18 protein-coding genes and 1 pseudogene are annotated in these 19,534 nt (G+C 72.0%); 15 read left to right on the top strand and 4 right to left on the bottom strand.

Translation table 11 applies throughout. The annotated features are described in order from the left end of the window. The 3 genes from IF61_RS0110945 to IF61_RS0110935 all read left to right on the top strand — a co-directional run. On the top strand, positions 1–1,235 hold a 1,235-nt coding region (locus IF61_RS0110945), incomplete at its 5' end, for a sensor histidine kinase (protein WP_030366108.1). A 398-nt stretch (positions 1,236–1,633) separates the two neighbouring features. Further along, complete coding sequence (locus IF61_RS0110940) at positions 1,634–1,930, top strand: DUF4193 domain-containing protein (protein ID WP_030366107.1); 297 nt, start codon at positions 1,634–1,636, stop codon at positions 1,928–1,930. 14 nt (positions 1,931–1,944) lie between these two features. After that, complete coding sequence (locus IF61_RS0110935) at positions 1,945–2,754, top strand: hypothetical protein (RefSeq protein WP_030366106.1); 810 nt, start codon at positions 1,945–1,947, stop codon at positions 2,752–2,754. A gap of 150 nt (positions 2,755–2,904) precedes the next feature. Here IF61_RS0110935 and IF61_RS0110930 read toward each other — a convergent pair whose 3' ends face one another. After that, positions 2,905–3,351, bottom strand: a complete 447-nt coding sequence (locus IF61_RS0110930; protein WP_030366105.1) for a DUF3093 domain-containing protein — start codon at positions 3,349–3,351, stop codon at positions 2,905–2,907. A 59-nt stretch (positions 3,352–3,410) separates the two neighbouring features. Here IF61_RS0110930 and IF61_RS0110925 point away from each other — a divergent pair, with 59 nt between their 5' ends. The 8 genes and pseudogenes from IF61_RS0110925 to IF61_RS0110885 all read left to right on the top strand — a co-directional run bounded on the left by IF61_RS0110925 (position 3,411) and on the right by IF61_RS0110885 (position 12,089). Then, positions 3,411–3,995 (top strand): PaaI family thioesterase, encoded by a 585-nt coding sequence (locus IF61_RS0110925; RefSeq protein WP_030366104.1) that lies wholly within the window; start codon positions 3,411–3,413, stop codon positions 3,993–3,995. Next, positions 3,992–4,492, top strand: coding sequence for a dUTP diphosphatase (gene dut / locus IF61_RS0110920; RefSeq protein ID WP_030366103.1), 501 nt, complete (start codon positions 3,992–3,994; stop codon positions 4,490–4,492). The genes IF61_RS0110925 and dut overlap by 4 nt, the downstream gene beginning before the upstream one ends. 1 nt (position 4,493) lies before the next feature. Then, entirely contained in the window at positions 4,494–5,270 is a 777-nt protein-coding gene (locus IF61_RS0110915) for a DUF3710 domain-containing protein (protein WP_030366102.1), read from the top strand. A gap of 325 nt (positions 5,271–5,595) precedes the next feature. After that, the gene (gene kdpF, locus IF61_RS34050; protein ID WP_043188605.1) at positions 5,596–5,685 is read left to right on the top strand and encodes a K(+)-transporting ATPase subunit F; all 90 of its coding nucleotides are present in this window, start codon (positions 5,596–5,598) and stop codon (positions 5,683–5,685) included. Positions 5,686–5,693: 8 nt separating this feature from the next. After that, a complete protein-coding gene (gene kdpA / locus IF61_RS0110900; protein ID WP_030366101.1) occupies positions 5,694–7,385 on the top strand; it encodes a potassium-transporting ATPase subunit KdpA in 1,692 nt (563 codons plus the stop codon). Next, a pseudogene (gene kdpB / locus IF61_RS32255) lies at positions 7,382–9,300 on the top strand (potassium-transporting ATPase subunit KdpB). The gene kdpA and the pseudogene kdpB overlap by 4 nt, the downstream one beginning before the upstream one ends. 7 nt (positions 9,301–9,307) lie before the next feature. Next, positions 9,308–9,967, top strand: coding sequence for a potassium-transporting ATPase subunit KdpC (gene kdpC, locus IF61_RS0110890; RefSeq protein WP_030366100.1), 660 nt, complete (start codon positions 9,308–9,310; stop codon positions 9,965–9,967). A 259-nt stretch (positions 9,968–10,226) separates the two neighbouring features. Beyond that, positions 10,227–12,089 (top strand): NAD(P)-binding protein, encoded by a 1,863-nt coding sequence (locus IF61_RS0110885; protein WP_052392611.1) that lies wholly within the window; start codon positions 10,227–10,229, stop codon positions 12,087–12,089. Positions 12,090–12,421: 332 nt separating this feature from the next. Here IF61_RS0110885 and IF61_RS0110880 read toward each other — a convergent pair whose 3' ends face one another. Continuing rightward, positions 12,422–12,958, bottom strand: a complete 537-nt coding sequence (locus tag IF61_RS0110880; protein ID WP_030366098.1) for a GNAT family N-acetyltransferase — start codon at positions 12,956–12,958, stop codon at positions 12,422–12,424. 261 nt (positions 12,959–13,219) lie between these two features. On the opposite strand from IF61_RS0110880, the gene IF61_RS0110875 reads away from it, so the two are divergent. The 4 genes from IF61_RS0110875 to IF61_RS0110850 all read left to right on the top strand — a co-directional run bounded on the left by IF61_RS0110875 (position 13,220) and on the right by IF61_RS0110850 (position 17,983). Beyond that, positions 13,220–15,772 (top strand): sensor histidine kinase, encoded by a 2,553-nt coding sequence (locus IF61_RS0110875; RefSeq protein WP_030366097.1) that lies wholly within the window; start codon positions 13,220–13,222, stop codon positions 15,770–15,772. 85 nt (positions 15,773–15,857) lie between these two features. Beyond that, entirely contained in the window at positions 15,858–16,547 is a 690-nt protein-coding gene (locus IF61_RS0110870) for a response regulator (protein WP_030366096.1), read from the top strand. A 263-nt stretch (positions 16,548–16,810) separates the two neighbouring features. Further along, the gene (locus IF61_RS0110855; protein WP_078660120.1) at positions 16,811–17,209 is read left to right on the top strand and encodes an OB-fold nucleic acid binding domain-containing protein; all 399 of its coding nucleotides are present in this window, start codon (positions 16,811–16,813) and stop codon (positions 17,207–17,209) included. Positions 17,210–17,212: 3 nt separating this feature from the next. Beyond that, positions 17,213–17,983, top strand: coding sequence for a DUF3159 domain-containing protein (locus IF61_RS0110850; RefSeq protein ID WP_030366094.1), 771 nt, complete (start codon positions 17,213–17,215; stop codon positions 17,981–17,983). Positions 17,984–18,073: 90 nt separating this feature from the next. Here IF61_RS0110850 and IF61_RS0110845 read toward each other — a convergent pair whose 3' ends face one another. Further along, positions 18,074–18,754 (bottom strand): potassium channel family protein, encoded by a 681-nt coding sequence (locus IF61_RS0110845; protein ID WP_030366093.1) that lies wholly within the window; start codon positions 18,752–18,754, stop codon positions 18,074–18,076. Next, positions 18,754–19,419: a potassium channel family protein gene (locus tag IF61_RS0110840; protein WP_030366092.1), complete on the bottom strand. Its 666-nt coding sequence runs from the start codon at positions 19,417–19,419 to the stop codon at positions 18,754–18,756. The genes IF61_RS0110845 and IF61_RS0110840 overlap by 1 nt, the downstream gene beginning before the upstream one ends. Positions 19,420–19,534: the final 115 nt, after the last annotated feature.

Below are 19,534 nucleotides of genomic sequence, written 5' to 3'. Positions count from 1 at the left end.
CGCCCGCACCCCCCGCAGCGCCCCCCAAGCCCACCTGGGACCCGCGGCAGCCCGTCGTGCGGCCGTTCCCCTGGCTGCGCCCCACCATCCGGATACGGCTGACCCTGCTGTACGGCGGGATGTTCCTGATGGCGGGCGTCCTGCTGCTGACGATCATCTACCTGCTGGCCGCCGACGCCCTCACCCAGGGCAACCAGCTGCCGTTCCGGATCCTCAACGCCAACGTCGAGACCAGCGCCAGCTGCCGGAGCCTGCCCCAGGGCTCCGCGACCAACAGCGACGCCTTCATGAACGGCCTGCGGCTGTGCATGGAGCACCAGCGCGCCATCGCCCTCGACGGCCTCCTCAAGCGCTCCCTGCTCGCCCTCCTGGGCCTCGCCGTGATCGCCTTCGCCTTCGGCTACGCCATGGCGGGCCGGGTCCTCTCGCCGCTGGGCAGGATGACGCGGACCGCCCGCCGGGTGGCCGCCACCGACCTCTCCCGGCGCATCGAACTGGGCGGGCCGGAGGACGAGTTGAAGGAGCTGTCCGACACCTTCGACGAGATGCTGGACCGGCTGGAGCGGGCCTTCACCGCGCAGCAGCGGTTCGTGGCCAACGCCTCGCACGAGCTGCGCACGCCGCTCGCGATCAACCGCACGCTGCTGGAGGTCACCCTCTCCGACCCCGGTGCGCCGCCGGAGCTCCAGCAGCTCGGCAAGACGCTGCTGGCCACGAACGAGCGCAGCGAGCAGCTGGTGGAGGGCCTGCTGCTGCTCGCCCGCAGCGACAACGAGATCGTCGACCGCAAGCCCGTGGACCTGGCCGAGGTGGCGTCCCGGGCGCTGGACCAGACGCGCTCGGAGGCCCAGGGCAAGGGCGTGGAGCTGCGCGGCACGCGGCAGCCCGCGGTGGTCCAGGGCAACGGCGTGCTGCTGGAGCGGATCGCGCTGAACCTCGTGCAGAACGCCGTGCGCTACAACGCGCCGGACGGCTGGGTCGAGGTCACCACCGAGGCCCAGCCGGGTCAGGCGGTGCTGGTGGTGGAGAACACCGGTCCCGTGGTCCCGGCGTACGAGCTGGACAACATCTTCGAGCCGTTCCGCAGGCTCCGCACGGAGCGCACGGGCAGCGACAAGGGTGTCGGCCTGGGTCTGTCCATCGTGCGCTCGGTGGCCCGCGCGCACGGCGGGCGGATCACCGCGGTGCCGCGCGAGGGCGGCGGGTTGATCATGAGGGTGGTCCTGCCCACGTGAAAATTTCTGCGAGAATAGGGCGGCCGTAGGTTCGCTTTGGGCGGAATTTTCACGTTCCGCCCCTTGCTGTGGATGTGTGGAATCGCTCACACAGGCAAACTTCCGGCCATCCACTCTCCGTGATCGATGGACTCGCCGGAACGCCGGGAAAATGGGGGTTTCTGCAGGTCCTGATCACGGGAAGTACACGTGATGGCGCATCCGCACGCGGCATCCGGACCGTGTACGGTCCGGTTCGCCATCCATCCCCATCACCTCTTCAGGTGTGCGGTTGGGTGTCGATTGAGTAACAGACCTTGATGTGAGGCAAAATCTCCGCCTCGGGTCGGGCACAAGTCCGGCCTCTCACGCGTTACGTGCGCTGGAGACACCGCAGACACCCAGAGGGGGAGAGCGACATGGCAACGGACTACGACACCCCACGCAAGACCGACGACGACGTCGACTCGGACAGCCTTGAAGAACTCAAGGCCCGCCGGAACGACAAGTCGGCGTCGACCGTCGACGTGGACGACTTCGAGGCCGCCGAGGGCATGGAGCTGCCCGGCGCGGACCTCTCCAATGAGGAGCTGGCCGTCCGGGTCCTGCCCAAGCAGGCCGACGAGTTCACCTGCATGAGCTGCTTCCTCGTGCACCACCGCAGCCAGCTGGCTCGCGAGAAGAACGGCCAGCCGATCTGCCGCGACTGCGACTGAGGACCGGGTCTGCGATGGCAGGCTCGAACCCTTTCCGGAAGCGGCGCTCCGGACAGCCCGAGCTGACCACCGGGCCAGGCCGGGACGCCGCACCGCAGGACGCACCCGCCTCTGGTGACACGGCCGGCACTCACGTCGAGCGGGGCCGCACGGCCTCGCTCGCCGCTGCGGTCGGCCGTGGCGCCGCCAGGGGCGGCCGGGGAGCACGGGCGGGTCTCACCGCCCTTGCCGACCGGATCATCGCGAACGCCCCGCGCATCCCCGTGCGCGACCTCGCGACGCTGCGGGCCCAGTTCCCGGGCCTCGGCCCGGAGGAGCTCGCCGACAAGCTGGTGGCGGGCGCGGCCCACGGCACGTCCACCGTGGGCGCCGGAGTCGGCGCCGCGGCGATGCTGCCGGTGCCGCCCGCGATGCCCGCCGAGCTGGCGGCCGAGATCGCCGGCGTCGCCGCCGTGGAGCTCAAGCTGATCGCCGAGCTCCACGAGGTGTACGGCCTGCGGGCCCCCGGCACCCTCAGCCAGCGCTCCCTGGCCTATCTGGCCGCCTGGGCCGACGAGCGCGGCATCGACGTCACGGCCCCCACCACCGTCAACGCGGCTCTGGGCGTCCAGATGAGGCGCGAGCTGCGCCAGCAGATCCTCAAGCGCACGTTCCGCAACCTCCCCAGCCTCACGCCCTTCATGATCGGCGCGACCGTGGGTGCGGTGATGAACCGCCGCGACACCAGAAGGCTCGCGGCCAAGGTCCGCAAGGACCTGCGCGCCCGGCAGGTGCCGTGGGAAGCGCTCCCCGGGGGCCCGGAAGGCCCCCTCCCGCTCGCGTAGCGGCCCGCGGGCCGGGCCCGGACGCCCGGCCCCCGGACCGCCGGAAAGCCCCTCGGCGGGCCCGTGGAACGCAGCAGCCGGTCAGGAAGCCGGCAGGCCCGTGGAAAGTCGTCCGTCAGGAAGCCGGCGGGCCCGTAGCGCAGCCGCCCGTCAGGAAGCCCGCACCGCCGTCAGCGCGGCGGCCAGCCGCTCGGGAGAGCGCGTGGAGAGGTAGGCGTAGGGCGTCGGGTCGGACGGATCGGTGATCTCGACCCGGAGCGCCGTGGGCACGTAGCCCCGCAGCAGCATGAAGGCCCGGGTGTCGGCCTTGTACGTGCGCCAGGCGCGGGCCTCCTCGGCGTCCAGCACCTCCGGCGTCCCCAGCGCCTCCAGAGGGATCCGGGCGTCGCCCGCGATCAGCGTGCCGCCCACCACGCGGATGCGCACCGAGCCGTAGGAGCTGACGGCGACCGCCGCGAGGGCGCCGCCGCCCACGAGACCGCCGAGCATCGGCACCGTTCCCAGAGGCAGCAGGATCAGCGCCATCGCCACCCCGGCCAGAAGCGCGATGAACCACCAGGAACGGGGCGCGGTGAGACGTTCTTCGTAAGCCTGCATGGGCCCAAGCTTGACACGAGCGGGACCGGGCCCGGCCCTCGCGGGTAAGGTCAGCCCCTGTGAGTGGACGAACGACAGCGCTGACGCCGCCTGAAGGGGCTGTGCCCCCCGTGCGGCACCCCGACGCGCCCGCGCCCGGCGAGACCATCGGGTCGCACTACGAGTACTGCTTCGGCTGCGGCCCCGGTGTCCCGCACGGGCTGCACGTAGAGGTGCGGGCCGGCGACGGGGTGTGCGTCACCGCGGAGTTCCGGGTGAAGGATGCCCACCAGGGCGCCCCCGGCCTCGCCCACGGCGGGGTGCTGGCGACGGCGCTGGACGAGACGCTGAGCGCGCTGGGCTGGATGCTGCGGGTGATCGCGGTGACCGGCCGGCTGGAGACGGACTACCTGCTGCCCGTGCCGGTGGACACCGTGCTGCACCTGCGGGCCGAGGTGAAGGCCGTGCACGGCCGTAAGATCTACGCCGCGGCCACCGGCCGGATCGGCGGGCCCGAGGGCCCGGTCGCGCTCCGTGCCGAGGCGGTGTTCGTCGAGGTCAAGGTCGACCACTTCATCGAGCACGGCCGTCCCGCAGAGATCCAGGCCACGCTGGCCAACCCCGACCAGGTGAAGGTCGCGCGAGCTTTCGAGGTGAACCCGTGACGCGTCAACCCTTGGACGTCCTCATCCGCCGAGTGGACCCCGAGGTGCCCCTCCCCTCCTACGGCCACCCCGGCGACGCCGGCTGCGACCTCGTGACCACCGAGGCCGCCGCGCTGGCCCCGGGGGAGCGGATGGTGCTGCCGACGGGCGTCTCCATCGCGCTGCCGGACGGCTACGCCGCCTTCGTGCACCCGCGTTCGGGCCTCGCCGCCCGGTGCGGAGTCTCCATGGTGAATGCCCCAGGGACCATCGATGCCGGGTACCGTGGAGAGATCAAGGTGATTGTGGTCAATCTGGACCCGCGGGAGACCGTCAGGTTCGAGAGGTTCGACCGCATCGCCCAGTTGGTCGTCCAGCAAGTAGAGAAGGTCCGCTTCCACGAGGTGGCGGAGCTTCCGGGCTCGGCACGGGCCGAAGGGGGCTTCGGGTCCACCGGTGGCCACGCTGCCGTGGGGTATGGATTCGCTTCGGTCGCCAGCGACCGGGAAGGACAGTGACGTGTTCGGTCGTCGCCGCAAGCGCAGTGAGGACGTGGTCGAGGATTCCCGTCCCGACGACGTGACCTCCGAGGAGTTGGCTGAGGAGTCGCCGGCCGCGTCGGACTCCGCGGCCGAGAGCCGTGTCCGGCTGGAGCCGGAGCCGCGCCCCGACGGGCCGTGGGACCTCTCCGAGGTCCGCGACCCCGCCGAGGGCCGGGTCGACCTGGGCGGTCTGTTCGTGCCGGGTGTCGAGGGCATGGAGCTGCGCGTGGAGGTCGCCGGTGACGCGATCGTCGCCGCCACCGTCGTGCTCCGCGACAGCGCCGTGCAGCTGCAGGGCTTCGCCGCCCCCAAGCGCGAGGGCATCTGGGGCGAGGTCCGCGAGGAGATCGCCTCCGGCATCACCCAGCAGGGCGGTGTCGTGGACGAGGTCCAGGGGCCGCTCGGCTGGGAGCTGCGGGCCCAGGTGCCGGTGGCGCTGCCGGACGGCACGCAGGGCGTGCAGATGGTGCGCTTCATCGGGTGTGACGGGCCGCGCTGGTTCCTGCGCGGCGTGATCTCGGGCCAGGGCGCGGTGCAGCCGCAGACCGCCGGCCTGCTGGAGCAGATCTTCCGGGACACCGTCGTCGTCCGCGGCGAGTCCCCGATGGCTCCGCGCGACCCGATCGTCCTGAAGCTGCCCGAGGACGCCCAGATGGTCGCCGAGGGCCTGCAGCAGCAGGACGACGACCGCTCGCGCTTCGCGGGCGGCGTGGACCGCCTGGAGCGCGGTCCGGAGATCACCGAAGTGCGCTGACGGACGCTCGCAGCCACCGGCGAACACCCTCGCCGGCGGCTGGATTACGGCCTTCCGCTGGGCCGCAACCCCTGACCGGGGTTGCGGCCCAGCGGCGTTTTTGCAGGTCAAAGGCGTATCCGTATGGATTCCGTCAAGGGGGCGCTAATGGCCGTATAGAGGGCGTCAACGGAGCGCCCGGGAGGGTCCGCGAACGGTTTCCTGTGATGGTCCGTTCATATCCGAACCCTCTCTAGGAGCACACGATGGCCGACGTGGCCTTCGTCGTCACCACGCTCGCGGTCTTCGCGCTGGTGGCTCTCGTCGCCAAGGGGGTGACGAAGCTGTGACTGCCGAGAACATCGTCGGCCTGGTCGTGGCCGTCGCCCTCCTGGGCTACCTGATCCTCGCCCTCGTCTTCCCGGAGAGGTTCTGAGCACAGATATGAGCCCCGTACTCTCCGGAGTTCTCCAGCTCCTCGCGCTCGTCGCGGCGCTGGCGCTGTCCTACCGCCCGCTGGGCGACTACATGGCCCGCGTCTACAGCTCCGAGAAGCACCTGCGCGCCGAGAAGCTGATCTACCGCACCATCGGCGCCGACCCGGACGCCGGGATGCGCTGGCCCGCGTACCTGCGCGGCGTCCTCGCCTTCTCCGTCGCCGGCGTCCTCTTCCTGTACCTCCTGCAGCGGATCCAGGGCGTCCTTCCCGACTCGCTGTCGCTGGGCTTCACCGCGATCAGCCCGGACCAGGCGTTCAACACCGCCGCCTCGTTCGTCGCCAACACCAACTGGCAGTCGTACTCGGGCGAGCAGGCCATGGGCCACGCCGTCCAGACGCTCGGCCTCGCCGTGCAGAACTTCGTCTCCGCGGCCGTCGGCATAGCCGTCGCCGTAGCGCTCGTCCGCGGCTTCGCGCGCTCCCGCACCGGCGAGCTCGGCAACTTCTGGGCCGACCTCGTGCGCGGCACCGTCCGCATCCTGATCCCGCTCTCCGTGATCGGCGCGACCGTCCTCGTCGCCTGCGGCGCGATCCAGAACTTCTCGGGCATCCACGAGATCGGGCAGCTCACCGGCGGCACCCAGCAGGTCAACGGCGGCGCCGTGGCCTCGCAGGAGGTCATCAAGGAGCTCGGCACCAACGGCGGCGGCTACTTCAACGCCAACTCCGCCCACCCGTTCGAGAACCCCAACGCCTTCTCCAACCTCTTCGAGATCTTCCTGATCCTTGTCATCCCCTTCGCCCTGACCCGCACCTTCGGCAAGCTCGTCGGCAACGTCAAGCAGGGCTACGCGATCCTGGCCGCGATGGGCGTCATCTGGCTCGGCTTCACCGCCCTGATGATGTGGACCGAGTACGCGCACCACGGCGCCGCGCTCCAGGCGGCGGGCGGCGCGATGGAGGGCAAGGAGCAGCGCTTCGGCGTCGGCGCCTCGGCCATCTTCGCCACCACCACGACGCTCACCTCGACCGGTGCGGTGGACTCCTTCCACTCCTCCTTCACCGGCCTCGGCGGCGGCCTCACGCTGCTCAGCATGATGCTCGGCGAGATCGCGCCCGGCGGCGTCGGCTCCGGCCTTTACGGCATGCTCGTCATGGCGATCATCGCGGTCTTCATCGCGGGCCTGATGGTCGGCCGGACGCCCGAGTACCTCGGCAAGAAGATCGGCACCCGCGAGATCAAGCTCGCCGCGTGCTACATCCTCATCACCCCGACCCTCGTGCTGGGCTTCACCGCCCTGTCCATGGCGCTGTCCTCGCCGCCCGGGTCGATCCTGAACGTCAAGGGCAACTCGGTGGACGGCAGCGGCGCCCACGGCTTCTCCGAGGTCCTCTACGCGTTCACCTCCGGCGCCAACAACAACGGCTCCGCCTTCGCCGGCCTGAACGCCAACACGCCCTGGTACAACACCACGATCGGCCTCGCCATGCTGCTCGGCCGCTTCCTGCCGATGGTCTTCGTCCTGGCGCTGGCCGGCTCGCTCGCCGAGCAGACGCCCGTCCCCGAGACCGCCGGCACCCTGCGCACGGAGAAGCCGCTCTTCGCGGGCCTGCTCGTCGGCGCGATCCTGATCATCACCGGCTTGACCTACTTCCCGGCCCTGGCCCTTGGCCCGATGGCGGAGGGACTCTCATGAGCACGACCACCCCTGTCCGTACGCCGTCCGAGGAGGACATCCAGCCGCAGGCCCCGGAGTCCGGCCGGGTCTCCGGCGGCCTCTTCGACCCCGCGCAGTTGCTGAAGTCGCTGCCGGACGCCTTCCGCAAGCTCGACCCCCGGGTGATGGTCAAGGCCCCGGTCATGTTCGTGGTCCTGATCGGCTCGGTGGTCACCACCGTGCTGGCGCTGAAGGACCCCGGCTCCTGGTTCGGCTGGGCGATCACCGTCTGGCTGTGGCTGACCGTGCTCTTCGCCAACCTGGCGGAGGCGGTCGCCGAGGGCCGCGGCAAGGCCCAGGCCGACACCCTGCGCAAGGCCAAGACCGACACGGTGGCCCGGCGGCTGAACGGGGACACCGAGGAGTCGGTGCCCGGCACCGAGCTGCGCGTGGGCGACCTGGTCGTCTGCGAGGCCGGCGACATCATCCCGGGCGACGGCGACGTCGTCGAGGGCGTCGCCTCGGTCGACGAGTCGGCCATCACCGGCGAGTCGGCCCCGGTCATCCGCGAGTCCGGCGGCGACCGCTCGGCGGTCACCGGCGGCACCAAGGTCCTCTCCGACCGCATCGTCATCAAGATCACGACGAAGCCCGGCGAGACCTTCATCGACCGGATGATCAACCTGGTCGAGGGCGCCGCCCGGCAGAAGACGCCCAACGAGATCGCGCTGAACATCCTGCTCGCCTCGCTGACGATCGTCTTCCTGCTGGCCGTCATCACGCTCCAGCCGTTCGCGATCTACGCGGGCGCCGAGCAGTCGATGATCATCCTCGCGGCGCTGCTCGTCTGCCTCATCCCGACCACCATCGGCGCGCTGCTGTCCGCCATCGGCATCGCGGGCATGGACCGGCTGGTGCAGCGCAACGTCCTGGCGATGTCCGGGCGCGCGGTGGAGGCCGCGGGCGACGTCTCGACGCTGCTGCTCGACAAGACCGGCACCATCACCTACGGCAACCGCCAGGCCGCCGAGTTCGTGCCCGTCAAGGGCACCATGGCCGCCGAGGTCGCCGACGCCGCCCAGCTCTCCTCGCTCGCCGACGAGACGCCCGAAGGCCGCTCGATCGTCGTCCTGGCCAAGGAGAAGTACGGCCTGCGCGAGCGCCACGAGGGCGAGCTCGTGGGCGCCGAGTGGATCCCGTTCACGGCCCAGACCCGGATGTCCGGCGTCGACGTGGACGGCCGCAAGGTCCGCAAGGGCGCGACCGGTTCGGTCATCGCCTGGGTCGAGGAGCAGGGAGGCACGGTCGCCGAGGACGCCCGCAAGCTCACCGACGACATCTCGCAGGCGGGCGGCACCCCGCTGCTCGTCGCCGTGGAGGAGCGCCTCCCGGAGGGAAAGAGCGTCGCTCGTGTGCTCGGCGTCATCCACCTCAAGGACGTCGTCAAGGAGGGCATGCGCGAGCGGTTCGACGAGCTGCGCGCCATGGGCATCAAGACCGTCATGATCACGGGTGCACCTCGGCCGCCAAGGAGGCCGGGAACATGGTGGACCTGGACTCCAACCCCACCAAGCTCATCGAGATCGTCGAGATCGGCAAGCAGCTGCTCATCACGCGCGGCGCCCTGACGACCTTCTCGATCGCCAACGACGTCGCCAAGTACTTCGCCATCATCCCGGCGATGTTCGCGGTGGCTTACCCCGGCCTGGACAAGCTCAACATCATGAGCCTGACCTCGCCCGAGTCGGCCATCCTCTCGGCGGTCATCTTCAACGCGCTGATCATCGTGGCCCTGGTGCCGCTCGCCCTCAAGGGCGTGCGCTACCGGCCGATGAGCGCGGACGCCATGCTCCGCCGCAACCTCTTGATCTACGGACTGGGCGGCCTGGTCTCCCCGTTCATCGGCATCAAGCTCATCGACATGCTCATCTCCCTCATCCCTGGCATCGGGTGACGACACCATGAACAACTCCGTACGCAGCACGGCCCGCCTGGTCGGCGCGGGGCTCCGCGCCCTGCTCGTCCTCACGGTGGTCTGCGGGGTGATCTACCCGCTGGTCGTCACCGGCATCGCCCAGGCGGCCTTCCACGACAAGGCCAACGGCTCCGAGGTCAAGGCCGGCGGCAAGTCCGCGGGCTCCGAGCGGCTCGGCCAGAGCTACACCCTCGAGGCGAAGGACAAGGACGGCAACCCGCTGCCGGACCCGAAGTTCTTCCAGCCGCGCCCCTCGGCCGCCGGCCCGAACGCCGAGAACACCAAGTACCAGCTGATCGTCTCCGGCGCCTCGAACCTCGCCGCCGACAGCAAGACCCTGCTGGACTCCGTCAAGCAGCGGCGGGCGGACGTCGCCGCGTTCAACCACGCCGACCCGTCGGCCGTGCCGGTGGACGCGCTGACGGCCTCCGCCTCGGGCCTCGACCCGGACATCTCGCCGGCCTACGCACGCCTGCAGGCCAAGCGCGTCGCCGAGGCCAACGGCCTGCCGGCCGGCAAGGTCGAGAAGCTGGTCGAGGACCATGCGGACGGCCGCATCCTCGGCTTCATGGGCGAGGAGCGCGTCAACGTCCTGAAGCTCAACATCGCGCTGCGGGAACTCGCCGGGGCCGGCGGGAAGCGGTGACGCCCGTACGGCGGGCGTGAAAGCCTGAAGCCGCAGCCCGGCTCCTCGTCAGGAGGGGGCCGGGCTGCTGTGCGCCGGAGGTGCCGGCCGGCGGGGGGAGGGGCGGCTTCCGGTGTGCGGTGGCCCGCGCTCCGACTCCGCCGTACCGAATGTCCTGCATGTCCGTGGCAATTCCGGTGAATGTTCGACCGGTGCAGGGCACCCTGACAATGTGGCCACACTGAACCAGCAGCCCCAAGTCACGCCAGCCGCACCGCACATGGTGGTGTGCGGTGACGACGGGCTCGTGCACCGGCTCGCCGCCGAGCTCTCCGGCGTGTACGGCGAGCGCGTCACCGTCGTCCTGCCCCCGGCGCGCGAGGCCAGGCGGCGCCCCGCGCCCATGGTCGGCCGCGCCGCGGCCCTCTTCGGGCGCGTCACCGGAGTCGTCGGCCGCGCCGGCGCCCCCGACCGCAACGGCACCGCTCCGGCCGGCGGCGGTCTCGTCCGCGTCATCGAGGCGACCGAGCCCGACGAGGACGCCTTCACCGAGGCGCAGGTGGCCCGGGCCACGGCCCTCGCCCTCGTCTACGACGACGACGAGACCAACGTCCAGGCGGCCCTCCTCGCCCGCCGTCTCAACCCGCGCGTCCGGCTCGTCATCCGCCTCTACAACCGGCGGCTCGGCCAGCACCTGGAGGAAGTCCTCGACCAGGCCGCCCTGCTGGCCGCCGCCACGTCGGACGCCGAGCCCGTCACCGACGCCACCACCACCGTCCTGTCCGACGCGGACACCGCCGCCCCCGTCCTCGTCACCGCCGCCGTCTCCGGGCACAGCAGGGTCTTCGACGTCGGCGGCAGACTGCTGAGAGCCGCCGAGCGGCCGCCCGCGGCGGAAGCCGCCGCACGGCCGCAGGAGCTGTGCACCGTCGCCCTCCTCTCCCCGGCCCAGCGGCCCGCCGGCGCCTACGGGCCCGAGGCCGACGGGCCCCTGCTGCTGCCCGGCGCCGTGCCGCCGCCCGGCGCGGAGGGGCGCTCCCGGGTCGTCCTGGAAGCCGTCCCCTTCGACGTGCCGTCCGGGCCGCCCGCCCGGCCCACCGTCCGCGGCCTGCCCCTCGGCTCGTTCTTCTCCCTGCGCCTGCGCTGGGCCCTCGCGCTGCTGACCGCCGCCGTGTGCGGGCTGGCCGTCGCGTCCTGGAGCGTCAGCAGCAACAACCCGACGCACGCCGTCTACCTCTCGCTCCTCGACCTCTTCGCGATCAACGAGCCCGCGATCCGTGAGGGCCACGGCCGGCAGATCCTCCAGCTCCTGTCCGGCTTCACCGGCCTGCTCCTGCTCCCCCTGCTCGTGGCCGCCGCGCTGGAAGGGCTCGGAACCTTCCGCTCCGCCTCCGCTCTGCGGCGTCCGCGGCGCGGCCTCTCCGGCCACGTGGTGCTGCTCGGACTCGGCAAGATCGGCGCCCGCGTGCTGGCCCGGCTCCGCGAGCTCGGCATCCCCGTCGTCTGCGTCGAGCGCGACCCGCAGGCCCGCGGCGTCGCGCTCGCCCGCGCGCTGCGCGTGCCCACGATCATCGGTGACGTCACCGAGGAAGGCGTGCTGGAGAGCGCCAAGATCGGCCAGAGCGGCACGCTCATGGCGCTGACCAGCAGCGACATCACCAACCTGGAGGCCGCCCTGTACGCGCGGGCCGTCAAGCCCGACGTCCGCGTGGTCATGCGGCTCTACGACGACCGCTTCGCCAAGGCCGTCTACCGCACCCTGCGCGACACGTACCCCCGGGCGTGGACCCGCAGCCGCAGCGTGTCGTTCCTCGTCGCCCCGGCCTTCGCCAGCGCGATGGCGGGGCGTCAGATCCTGGGCGCGGTGCCCGTGGAACGGAGCGTCGTCCTCATCGCGGCCGTCGAGGTCGTCGGCCACGCCGGCCTGGAGGGGCGCGCCGCGGCCGACGCGTTTGCGCCGGGCGCCTGGCGGGTGCTCGGGCTGACCGTGGTCCTTCCGGACGCGTCCGGGCGGCAGACCGTCCTCCTGCGGGACCTTCCCGGCGACTATGTGCTGCGGGGTCAGGACCGCGTCCTCGTCGCCGCCACCCGCCAGGGCCTGGCGGACCTCTTGGGCCGCCGCCCGGTTCCGCGCCCTCGCTGATGCATCGGCCGCGCTGACTTCCGGGGCGACCACGCCCCGGGGCCCCGCGCCCGGCGCAGCCGGCGGTCCGGCGTCCTGGGGGCGAGCCGCCGGCCCGGTGACGCCCCTTCCGCCGCGGCGGTGATCAGCCCCTACGGGCGTGTCCGGCGGTGCCCTACGGCCTGGGGCCGGTCCGGCGCCGCCGGGCTGCGGTCATGTGGTTGATCACCGTTGCGGCGGAGGGAAGGGCCCCGGCCGGTGGCTAGGGGTGCGGGCCCCCGCCCCTGCTTTCCGCCGCGGCGGGGAGAGGGGTGCCGGGCCGGCGATGTGGCTTTCGGTGGGGGACGTGGGGGTTACCACACGTCCCCCGGACGCCAGTCGCACGCCAACGCGCTGTCCAGGTCCAGTTCCGCGGCGAGCGGGAGGACGTAGATGCAGCCGTCCTCCTCCTCCGTGCGCTGGAGGCCCGCCGGTGAGAGCACCGAAGACGGGCCGCGCCACAGCTGCCAGCCGCGGCCCGCGTACAGCGGCACCGCCTCGTCCGCCGCGCACAGCGCACCCACCTCGTACGCCCCGTCCCGCAGGATCCGCTCCAGCGCGTCCATCACGGCCGAGGCCACGCCCCGCCGGCGCCGGTCCGCGTGGACGGCGACCCCCTCCACGTAGCCGGCCCGCAGCGCGCGCCCGCCGTGCAGGAGCCGCCGCTGCACGAGCGAGCCGTGGCCTATGAGTTCGCCGCCCTCATAGGCGAGGGCGTGCATGCCGCCCACGGTGTGGTCCCAGTCGTCGTCGGAGAAGTCCCCTTCGAACGCGTCGTCCACGAGGGCGCGGACCGCGGCGCGTTCCGTGCCGGTCAGGTCGGAGGTGTGAGCCGTGCGGATGTCGGTCATGCCGCCATCATGCCGCCCGGCACGGCCCGCCTCCCGGCCCGGGGCCGTACGGAGCCCGGCGGAGCCGTACGGAGCCCGCGAAGGACACGGCATACGGCGTCAGAGCTGCGTCAATACCGCGGCCCGCACCCCCGCGCGCCCCATATGTCCGAAAGTTTGGCCGTAAGGTCGGCCGTACGCGGCAGTGCGGGGCACATCGGCACTGCCGGCCGTCACGGACCGGCCGGACACCACCGCGTGGCGTGAAAGACAATAGGGGCCATGGGACGCGGCAAGCTTCGGATCTACCTCGGCGCGGCACCGGGCGTCGGCAAGACGTACGCGATGCTCTCCGAGGCCCACCGCCGCGTGGAGCGCGGCACGGACGCCGTGGTCGGCTTCGTCGAGCACCACAACCGGCCGCGCACCGAGGTGATGCTGCACGGCCTGGAGGAGGTGCCCCGCAGGGAGATCGCCTACCGCGGGACGGCCTTCACCGAGATGGACATCGACGCCGTCCTCGCCCGCCGCCCGGCCGTCGTCCTCGTCGACGAGCTCGCCCACACCAACGTGCCCGGCTCGCGCAACACCAAGCGCTGGCAGGACGTCGAGGAGCTGCTCCAGGCGGGCGTCGACGTCGTCTCCACGGTCAACATCCAGCACCTGGAGTCGCTCGGCGACGTCGTCGAGTCCATCACCGGCGTCCGGCAGCAGGAGACCGTGCCCGACGAGGTGGTGCGCCGCGCCGACCAGATAGAGCTGGTCGACATGTCGCCGCAGGCGCTGCGCCGCCGCATGGCGCACGGGAACATCTACAAGCCCGACAAGGTCGACGCGGCGCTGTCCAACTACTTCCGGCCCGGCAACCTGACCGCGCTGCGCGAGCTCGCGCTGCTGTGGACGGCCGACCGCGTCGACGAATACCTGCGCCAGTACCGCACCGAGCACAGCGTCTCCACCATCTGGCACGCCCGCGAGCGCATCGTCGTGGGCCTCACCGGCGGCCCCGAGGGCCGCACGCTGATCCGCCGCGCGGCGCGCATGGCCGCCAAGGGCTCCGGCAGCGAGATCCTCGCCGTCTACATCGCCCGCAGCGACGGGCTCACCTCGGCGTCGCCGAAGGAGCTGGCCGTCCAGCGCACTCTGGTCGAGGACCTCGGCGGCACCTTCCACCACGTGATCGGGGACGACGTGCCCGCCTCGCTGCTGGAGTTCGCCCGCGGAGTCAACGCCACGCAGATCGTGCTCGGCTCCAGCCGCCGCAAGACCTGGCAGTACGTCTTCGGTCCCGGCGTGGGCCAGACCGTGGCCCGTGACTCCGGGCCGGACCTCGACGTGCACATCGTCACGCACGAGGAGGCCGCCAAGGGCCGCGGCCTGCCCGTCTCGCGCGGCGCCCGCCTGGGGCGCGGCCGCATCGCGGCGGGCTGGCTCGTGGGCCTGGGCGGCCCCGCCCTGCTCAGCCTGCTGCTGACGCACATCGGCCCGGACCTCGGCCTCGCCAACGACATGCTGATGTTCCTGTGCATGACGGTGGCCGCGGCCCTGCTCGGCGGCCTGCTGCCCGCCCTCGCCTCCGCGGCCTTCGGCTCGCTGCTGCTGAACTACTACTTCGTCGAGCCCCTCCACCGGTGGACGATCACCGACCCCAAGAACATCGTCGCCATCACGATCTTCGTCTTCGTCGCGGTCTCCGTGGCGTCCGTGGTGGACCTGGCCGCGCGCCGCACCCACCAGGCGGCCCGGCTGCGGGCCGAGTCCGAGATCCTGTCCTTCCTGGCCGGCAGCGTCCTGCGCGGCGACACCAGCCTGGACGCGCTGCTGGAGCGGGTCCGGGAGACCTTCGCCATGGAGTCCGTGGCCCTGCTGGAGCGCGCCAGCGAGGTCGACCCGTGGACCTGCGCGGCCAGCGTCGTGACGAGCTCGGGCAAGCCCCTGCTGCGGCCCGAGGACGCCGACGTCGACATGCCCGTAGGCGACAACATGGCGCTCGCCCTCTCCGGCCGCGTCCTGCCCGCCGAGGACCGCCGCGTGCTCGCCGCCTTCGCCGCGCAGGCCGCGGTCGTCCTGGACCGGCAGCGGCTGGTCGGCGAGGCCGAGCGGGCCCGCCGCCTGGACGAGGGCAACCGCATCCGCGTGGCCCTGCTCGCCGCCGTCAGCCACGACCTGCGCACCCCGCTCGCCGCGATCAAGGCCGCGGTGACGTCCCTGCGCTCGGACGACGTCGCCTGGTCCGAGGAGGACGAGGCCGAGCTGCTGGCGAGCATCGAGGACGGCGCGGACCGCCTCGACCACCTCGTGGGCAACCTCCTCGACATGTCGCGGCTGCAGACCGGCACCGTCACCCCGCTGATCCGCGAGATCGACCTGGACGAGGTCGTGCCCATGGCCCTGGGCGGCGTCCCCGAGGGGAGCGTCACCCTCGACATCCCCGAGTCGCTGCCGATGGTCGCCGTCGACCCGGGCCTGCTGGAGCGCAGCGTCGCCAACGTCGTCGAGAACGCCGTCAAGTACAGCCCCGGCGGGACGCCGGTCCACGTGGCCGCCAGCGCCCTGGGCGACCGGGTGGAGGTCCGGGTGGCCGACCGCGGCCCCGGCGTCCCCGACAGCGCCAAGGACCGCATCTTCGAGCCCTTCCAGCGCTACGGGGACGCGCCGCGGGGGGCCGGCGTGGGCCTCGGCCTGGCCGTCGCCCGGGGCTTCGCCGAGGCCATGGGCGGCACGCTCGCCGCCGAGGACACGCCCGGCGGCGGCATGACGATGGTGCTCACCCTGCGGGCTGCCGCGGGGGTCGCCCCCGTCCGCGCGGACCTTCCGGCGCAGGCCACCTCGTGAGACGTTCCCCGCGCACCGACAGACCAGCAGTCCCCGATCCCGGGCCCCGCGCAGCGGCCCGCACGACCAGCAGAGGTGGTTACCGATGAACCGGGTGCTCGTGGTGGATGACGAGCCGCAGATCGTCCGCGCCCTCGTGATCAACCTCAAGGCGCGGAAGTACGAGGTCGACGCCGCGCCCGACGGCGCGACCGCGCTCCAGCTCGCCGCCGCCCGCCACCCCGACGTGGTCATCCTCGACCTCGGCCTGCCCGACATGGACGGCGTTGAGGTGATCAAGGGGCTGCGGGGCTGGACCCGGGTCCCGATCCTGGTCCTCTCCGCCCGCCACACCTCCGACGAGAAGGTCGAGGCGCTGGACGCCGGCGCCGACGACTACGTCACCAAGCCGTTCGGCATGGACGAGCTGCTGGCCCGGCTGCGGGCCGCGGTGCGGCGCGCCGAGCCGACGGGGCCCGCGGCCGCGGGGGACGACGCGATCGTCGAGACGGAGGTCTTCACCGTCGACCTCGCGGCGAAGAAGGTCAACCGCGAGGGGCGGGACGTCCGGCTGACGCCGACGGAGTGGCACCTGCTGGAGGTCCTGGTCCGCAATACGGGGCGTCTCGTCAGTCAGAAGCAGCTGCTCCAGGAGGTCTGGGGCCCCTCGTACGGCACGGAGACGAACTACCTGCGGGTGTACATGGCGCAGCTGCGGCGCAAGCTGGAGCGCGACCCTTCACACCCGAAGCACTTCATTACGGAGCCGGGGATGGGGTACCGGTTCGAGATGTGACGAGCGGTTCGGGGCCGTCGGCCGGGGGTCCGGGGGTTGCCCCCGGGAGGTGGGGCATCACGGAGCCGGGGATGGGGTACCGGTTCGAGATGTGATGAGCGGTTCGGGGCCGTCGGCCGGGGGTCCGGGGGTTGCCCCCGGGGGGTGGGGCATTACGGAGCCGGGGATGGGGTACCGGTTCGAGATGTAAGGCATTGAGGACGAAACGGTGCCCCGCTCGTGGGTCAGGAACCCGCCCGGAGGGCTGCCGGTACGCTGGGTTCATGAGTGCCGTACCCCGTTCCGAGAAGCCGACCGGCCGTTTCCGCCGGATGCTCGACCGGCTGTCCACCTCGCAGGAGGAGCTGCACGACGCGGAGCTGCAGCAGGACACGGAGGCCGCGGGCTGCACGCGGATATGCGACTGCGACGACCGCCAGATAGTCAAGGTCACCGGTACGCTGCGGACCGTCACTCTGCGTCCGCGCGCCGGTGTTCCCGCTCTGGAGGCCGAGCTGTTCGACGGCTCGGCCGCGCTCGACGTCGTGTGGCTCGGCCGTCGTTCCATCGTCGGCATAGAGCCCGGCCGTAAGCTGATCGCCTCCGGCCGGATCTCGATGAGCCGCGGCCGCCGGGTGCTGTTCAATCCCAAGTACGAACTCCGACCGCTCGGACAGGAGTAGCGGGTGACGTCTCTCGACAAGCCGATCGTTGACCAGCAGGGGACGGGCGGTGACGCCGACGCGTCGGCAGCCACCAAGGCCGCCCTGTTCGAGGCCTTCGGCGGGGTGCGGGGCATGGTCGAGACGACCGTGCCGGGGCTGGTCTTCGTGGCGATCTTCACCGCCAAGCGGGACATCCACACCGCGGCCATCGCCGCACTGGGCCTCTCGCTGCTGATGGGCGTGGCCCGGCTGCTGCGCAAGGACACCGTCAAGCACGCCTTCAGCGGCGTCTTCGGCGTGGCCATCGGCGCGGTCTTCGCGATGATGACCGGTGACGCCAAGAACTTCCACCTGCCGGGCATGCTCTACACCCTTGGCCTGGCCGTGGCGTACATCGTCACGTCGCTGGCGGGCTATCCGCTGCTCGGGCTGATCCTGGGGCCGGTGTTCAAGGAGAACCTCTCCTGGCGCACCCGCAACCCCGGCCGCAAGGTGGCCTACACCAAGGCGAGCTGGGCCTGGGGCCTGATCCTGCTGGCCAAGTCGGCGATCCTCTTCCCGCTGTACTGGTGGGGCGACGCCACGGAGCTCGGCTGGGTGAAGGTGGCCCTCGGCATTCCGCCGATGCTGCTGTCCGTCTACCTGACCTGGATCTTCCTGGCCAAGGCGCCGCCGCCGATCGACGTGATCGCGGAGATGGAGGCGGCGGAAGCGGCGGAGGCCGCGGAGCGCGCCGAAGGCGCGGAGAGCGCGAAGGACGAGCTCGTCCCGGACGCGTCCCGGCGCCTCTGAGGCCGCCGCGGCCGTTCCCGCATACGTGAGAGCGCCGGCGGACCGGGCAACCCGGTCCGCCGGCGCTCACGTATGTCCGGGGAGAGGACCTCAGGCGGAGGTGCCGTCCCCCCGCGTCGCCGACAGCAGGTCTTCCAGCTGCTCCTCGCGCGCCGGTGCCGCTACGAACAGGAGTTCGTCGCCGGCCTCCAGCGCGTCCTCGCCGCTGGGCGTGAGGACGCGGTTGCCGCGGATGATCGTGACGAGCGAGGTGTCGTCCGGCCAGTCCACGTCGCCGACCCGGGTGCCGGCCAGCGCCGACTCGGGCGGCAGCGTCAGCTCGACCAGGTTGGCGTCGCCCTGGCTGAAGCGCATGAGGCGCACCAGGTCGCCGACGCTCACGGCCTCCTCGACCAGCGCCGACATCAGGCGCGGCGTGGACACGGCCACGTCGACGCCCCAGGACTCGTTGAACAGCCACTCGTTCTTGGGGTTGTTCACCCGGGCCACGACCCGGGGCACCCCGTACTCGGTCTTGGCCAGCAGGGAGACGACCAGGTTGACCTTGTCGTCACCCGTGGCCGCGATGACCACGTTGCAGCGCTGCAGCGCCGCTTCGTCCAGCGAGGTGATCTCGCACGCGTCGGCCAGCAGCCACTCCGCGAGCGGCACCCGCTCGACCGAGATGGCGGTCGGGGCCTTGTCGACGAGCAGCACTTCGTGGCCGTTCTCCAGCAGCTCGCCCGCGATGGAGCGGCCGACGGCACCGGCACCGGCAATGGCGACCCTCATCAGTGCGCCTCCTCGGGGCCGTGCGCGAACGACGCCTCGACCTTCTCGACCTCGTCGGTGCGCATCATCACGTGCACCAGATCGCCTTCCTGCAACACCGTCGAGGACGTCGGCAGCATCGCCTCACCCAGCCGGGTGAGGAACGCCACCCGCACGCCGGTCTCCTCCTGGAGCTTGCTGATCTTGTGGCCGACCCAGGCCTCCGAAGCCGGCACCTCGGCCAGCTGCACGCCGCCGCTCGGGTCGCGCCACAGCGGCTCCGCGCCGGAGGGCAGCAGCCGCCGCAGCATCTGGTCGGCCGTCCACCGGACGGTGGCCACGGTCGGGATGCCGAGCCGCTGGTAGACCTCGGCGCGCCGCGGGTCGTAGATCCGCGCGGCCACGTTCTCGACGCCGAACATCTCGCGGGCCACCCGGGCCGCGATGATGTTGGAGTTGTCGCCGCTGCTGACGGCCGCGAACGCGCCCGCCTCCTCGATGCCCGCCTCGCGCAGGGTGTCCTGGTCGAAGCCGACGCCGGTGACGCGGCGGCCGCCGAACCCGGAGCCCAGGCGGCGGAAGGCCGTCGGGTCCTGGTCGATCACGGCCACCGTGTGACCCCGCTGCTCAAGGGTCTGGGCGAGGGCCGAGCCCACGCGCCCGCAGCCCATGATCACAATGTGCACGACGCTTACCCCACGCTCCGGACTACCGCGCTGACCTGCACCAACAACCTGCTCACGTGTTCCTTCCCGGTTTGCTGCGCCCGCGTGGCCGAATGCTGCCCGCGGTATCGGCGCG

Origin of the sequence: Streptomyces roseoverticillatus (genome assembly GCF_000719265.1) — a bacterium.
GTDB lineage: Bacteria > Actinomycetota > Actinomycetes > Streptomycetales > Streptomycetaceae > Streptomyces > Streptomyces roseoverticillatus.
The sequence above is the reverse complement of the archived record's forward strand: the minus strand, read 5'-3'. Positions and strand labels throughout refer to the sequence as shown.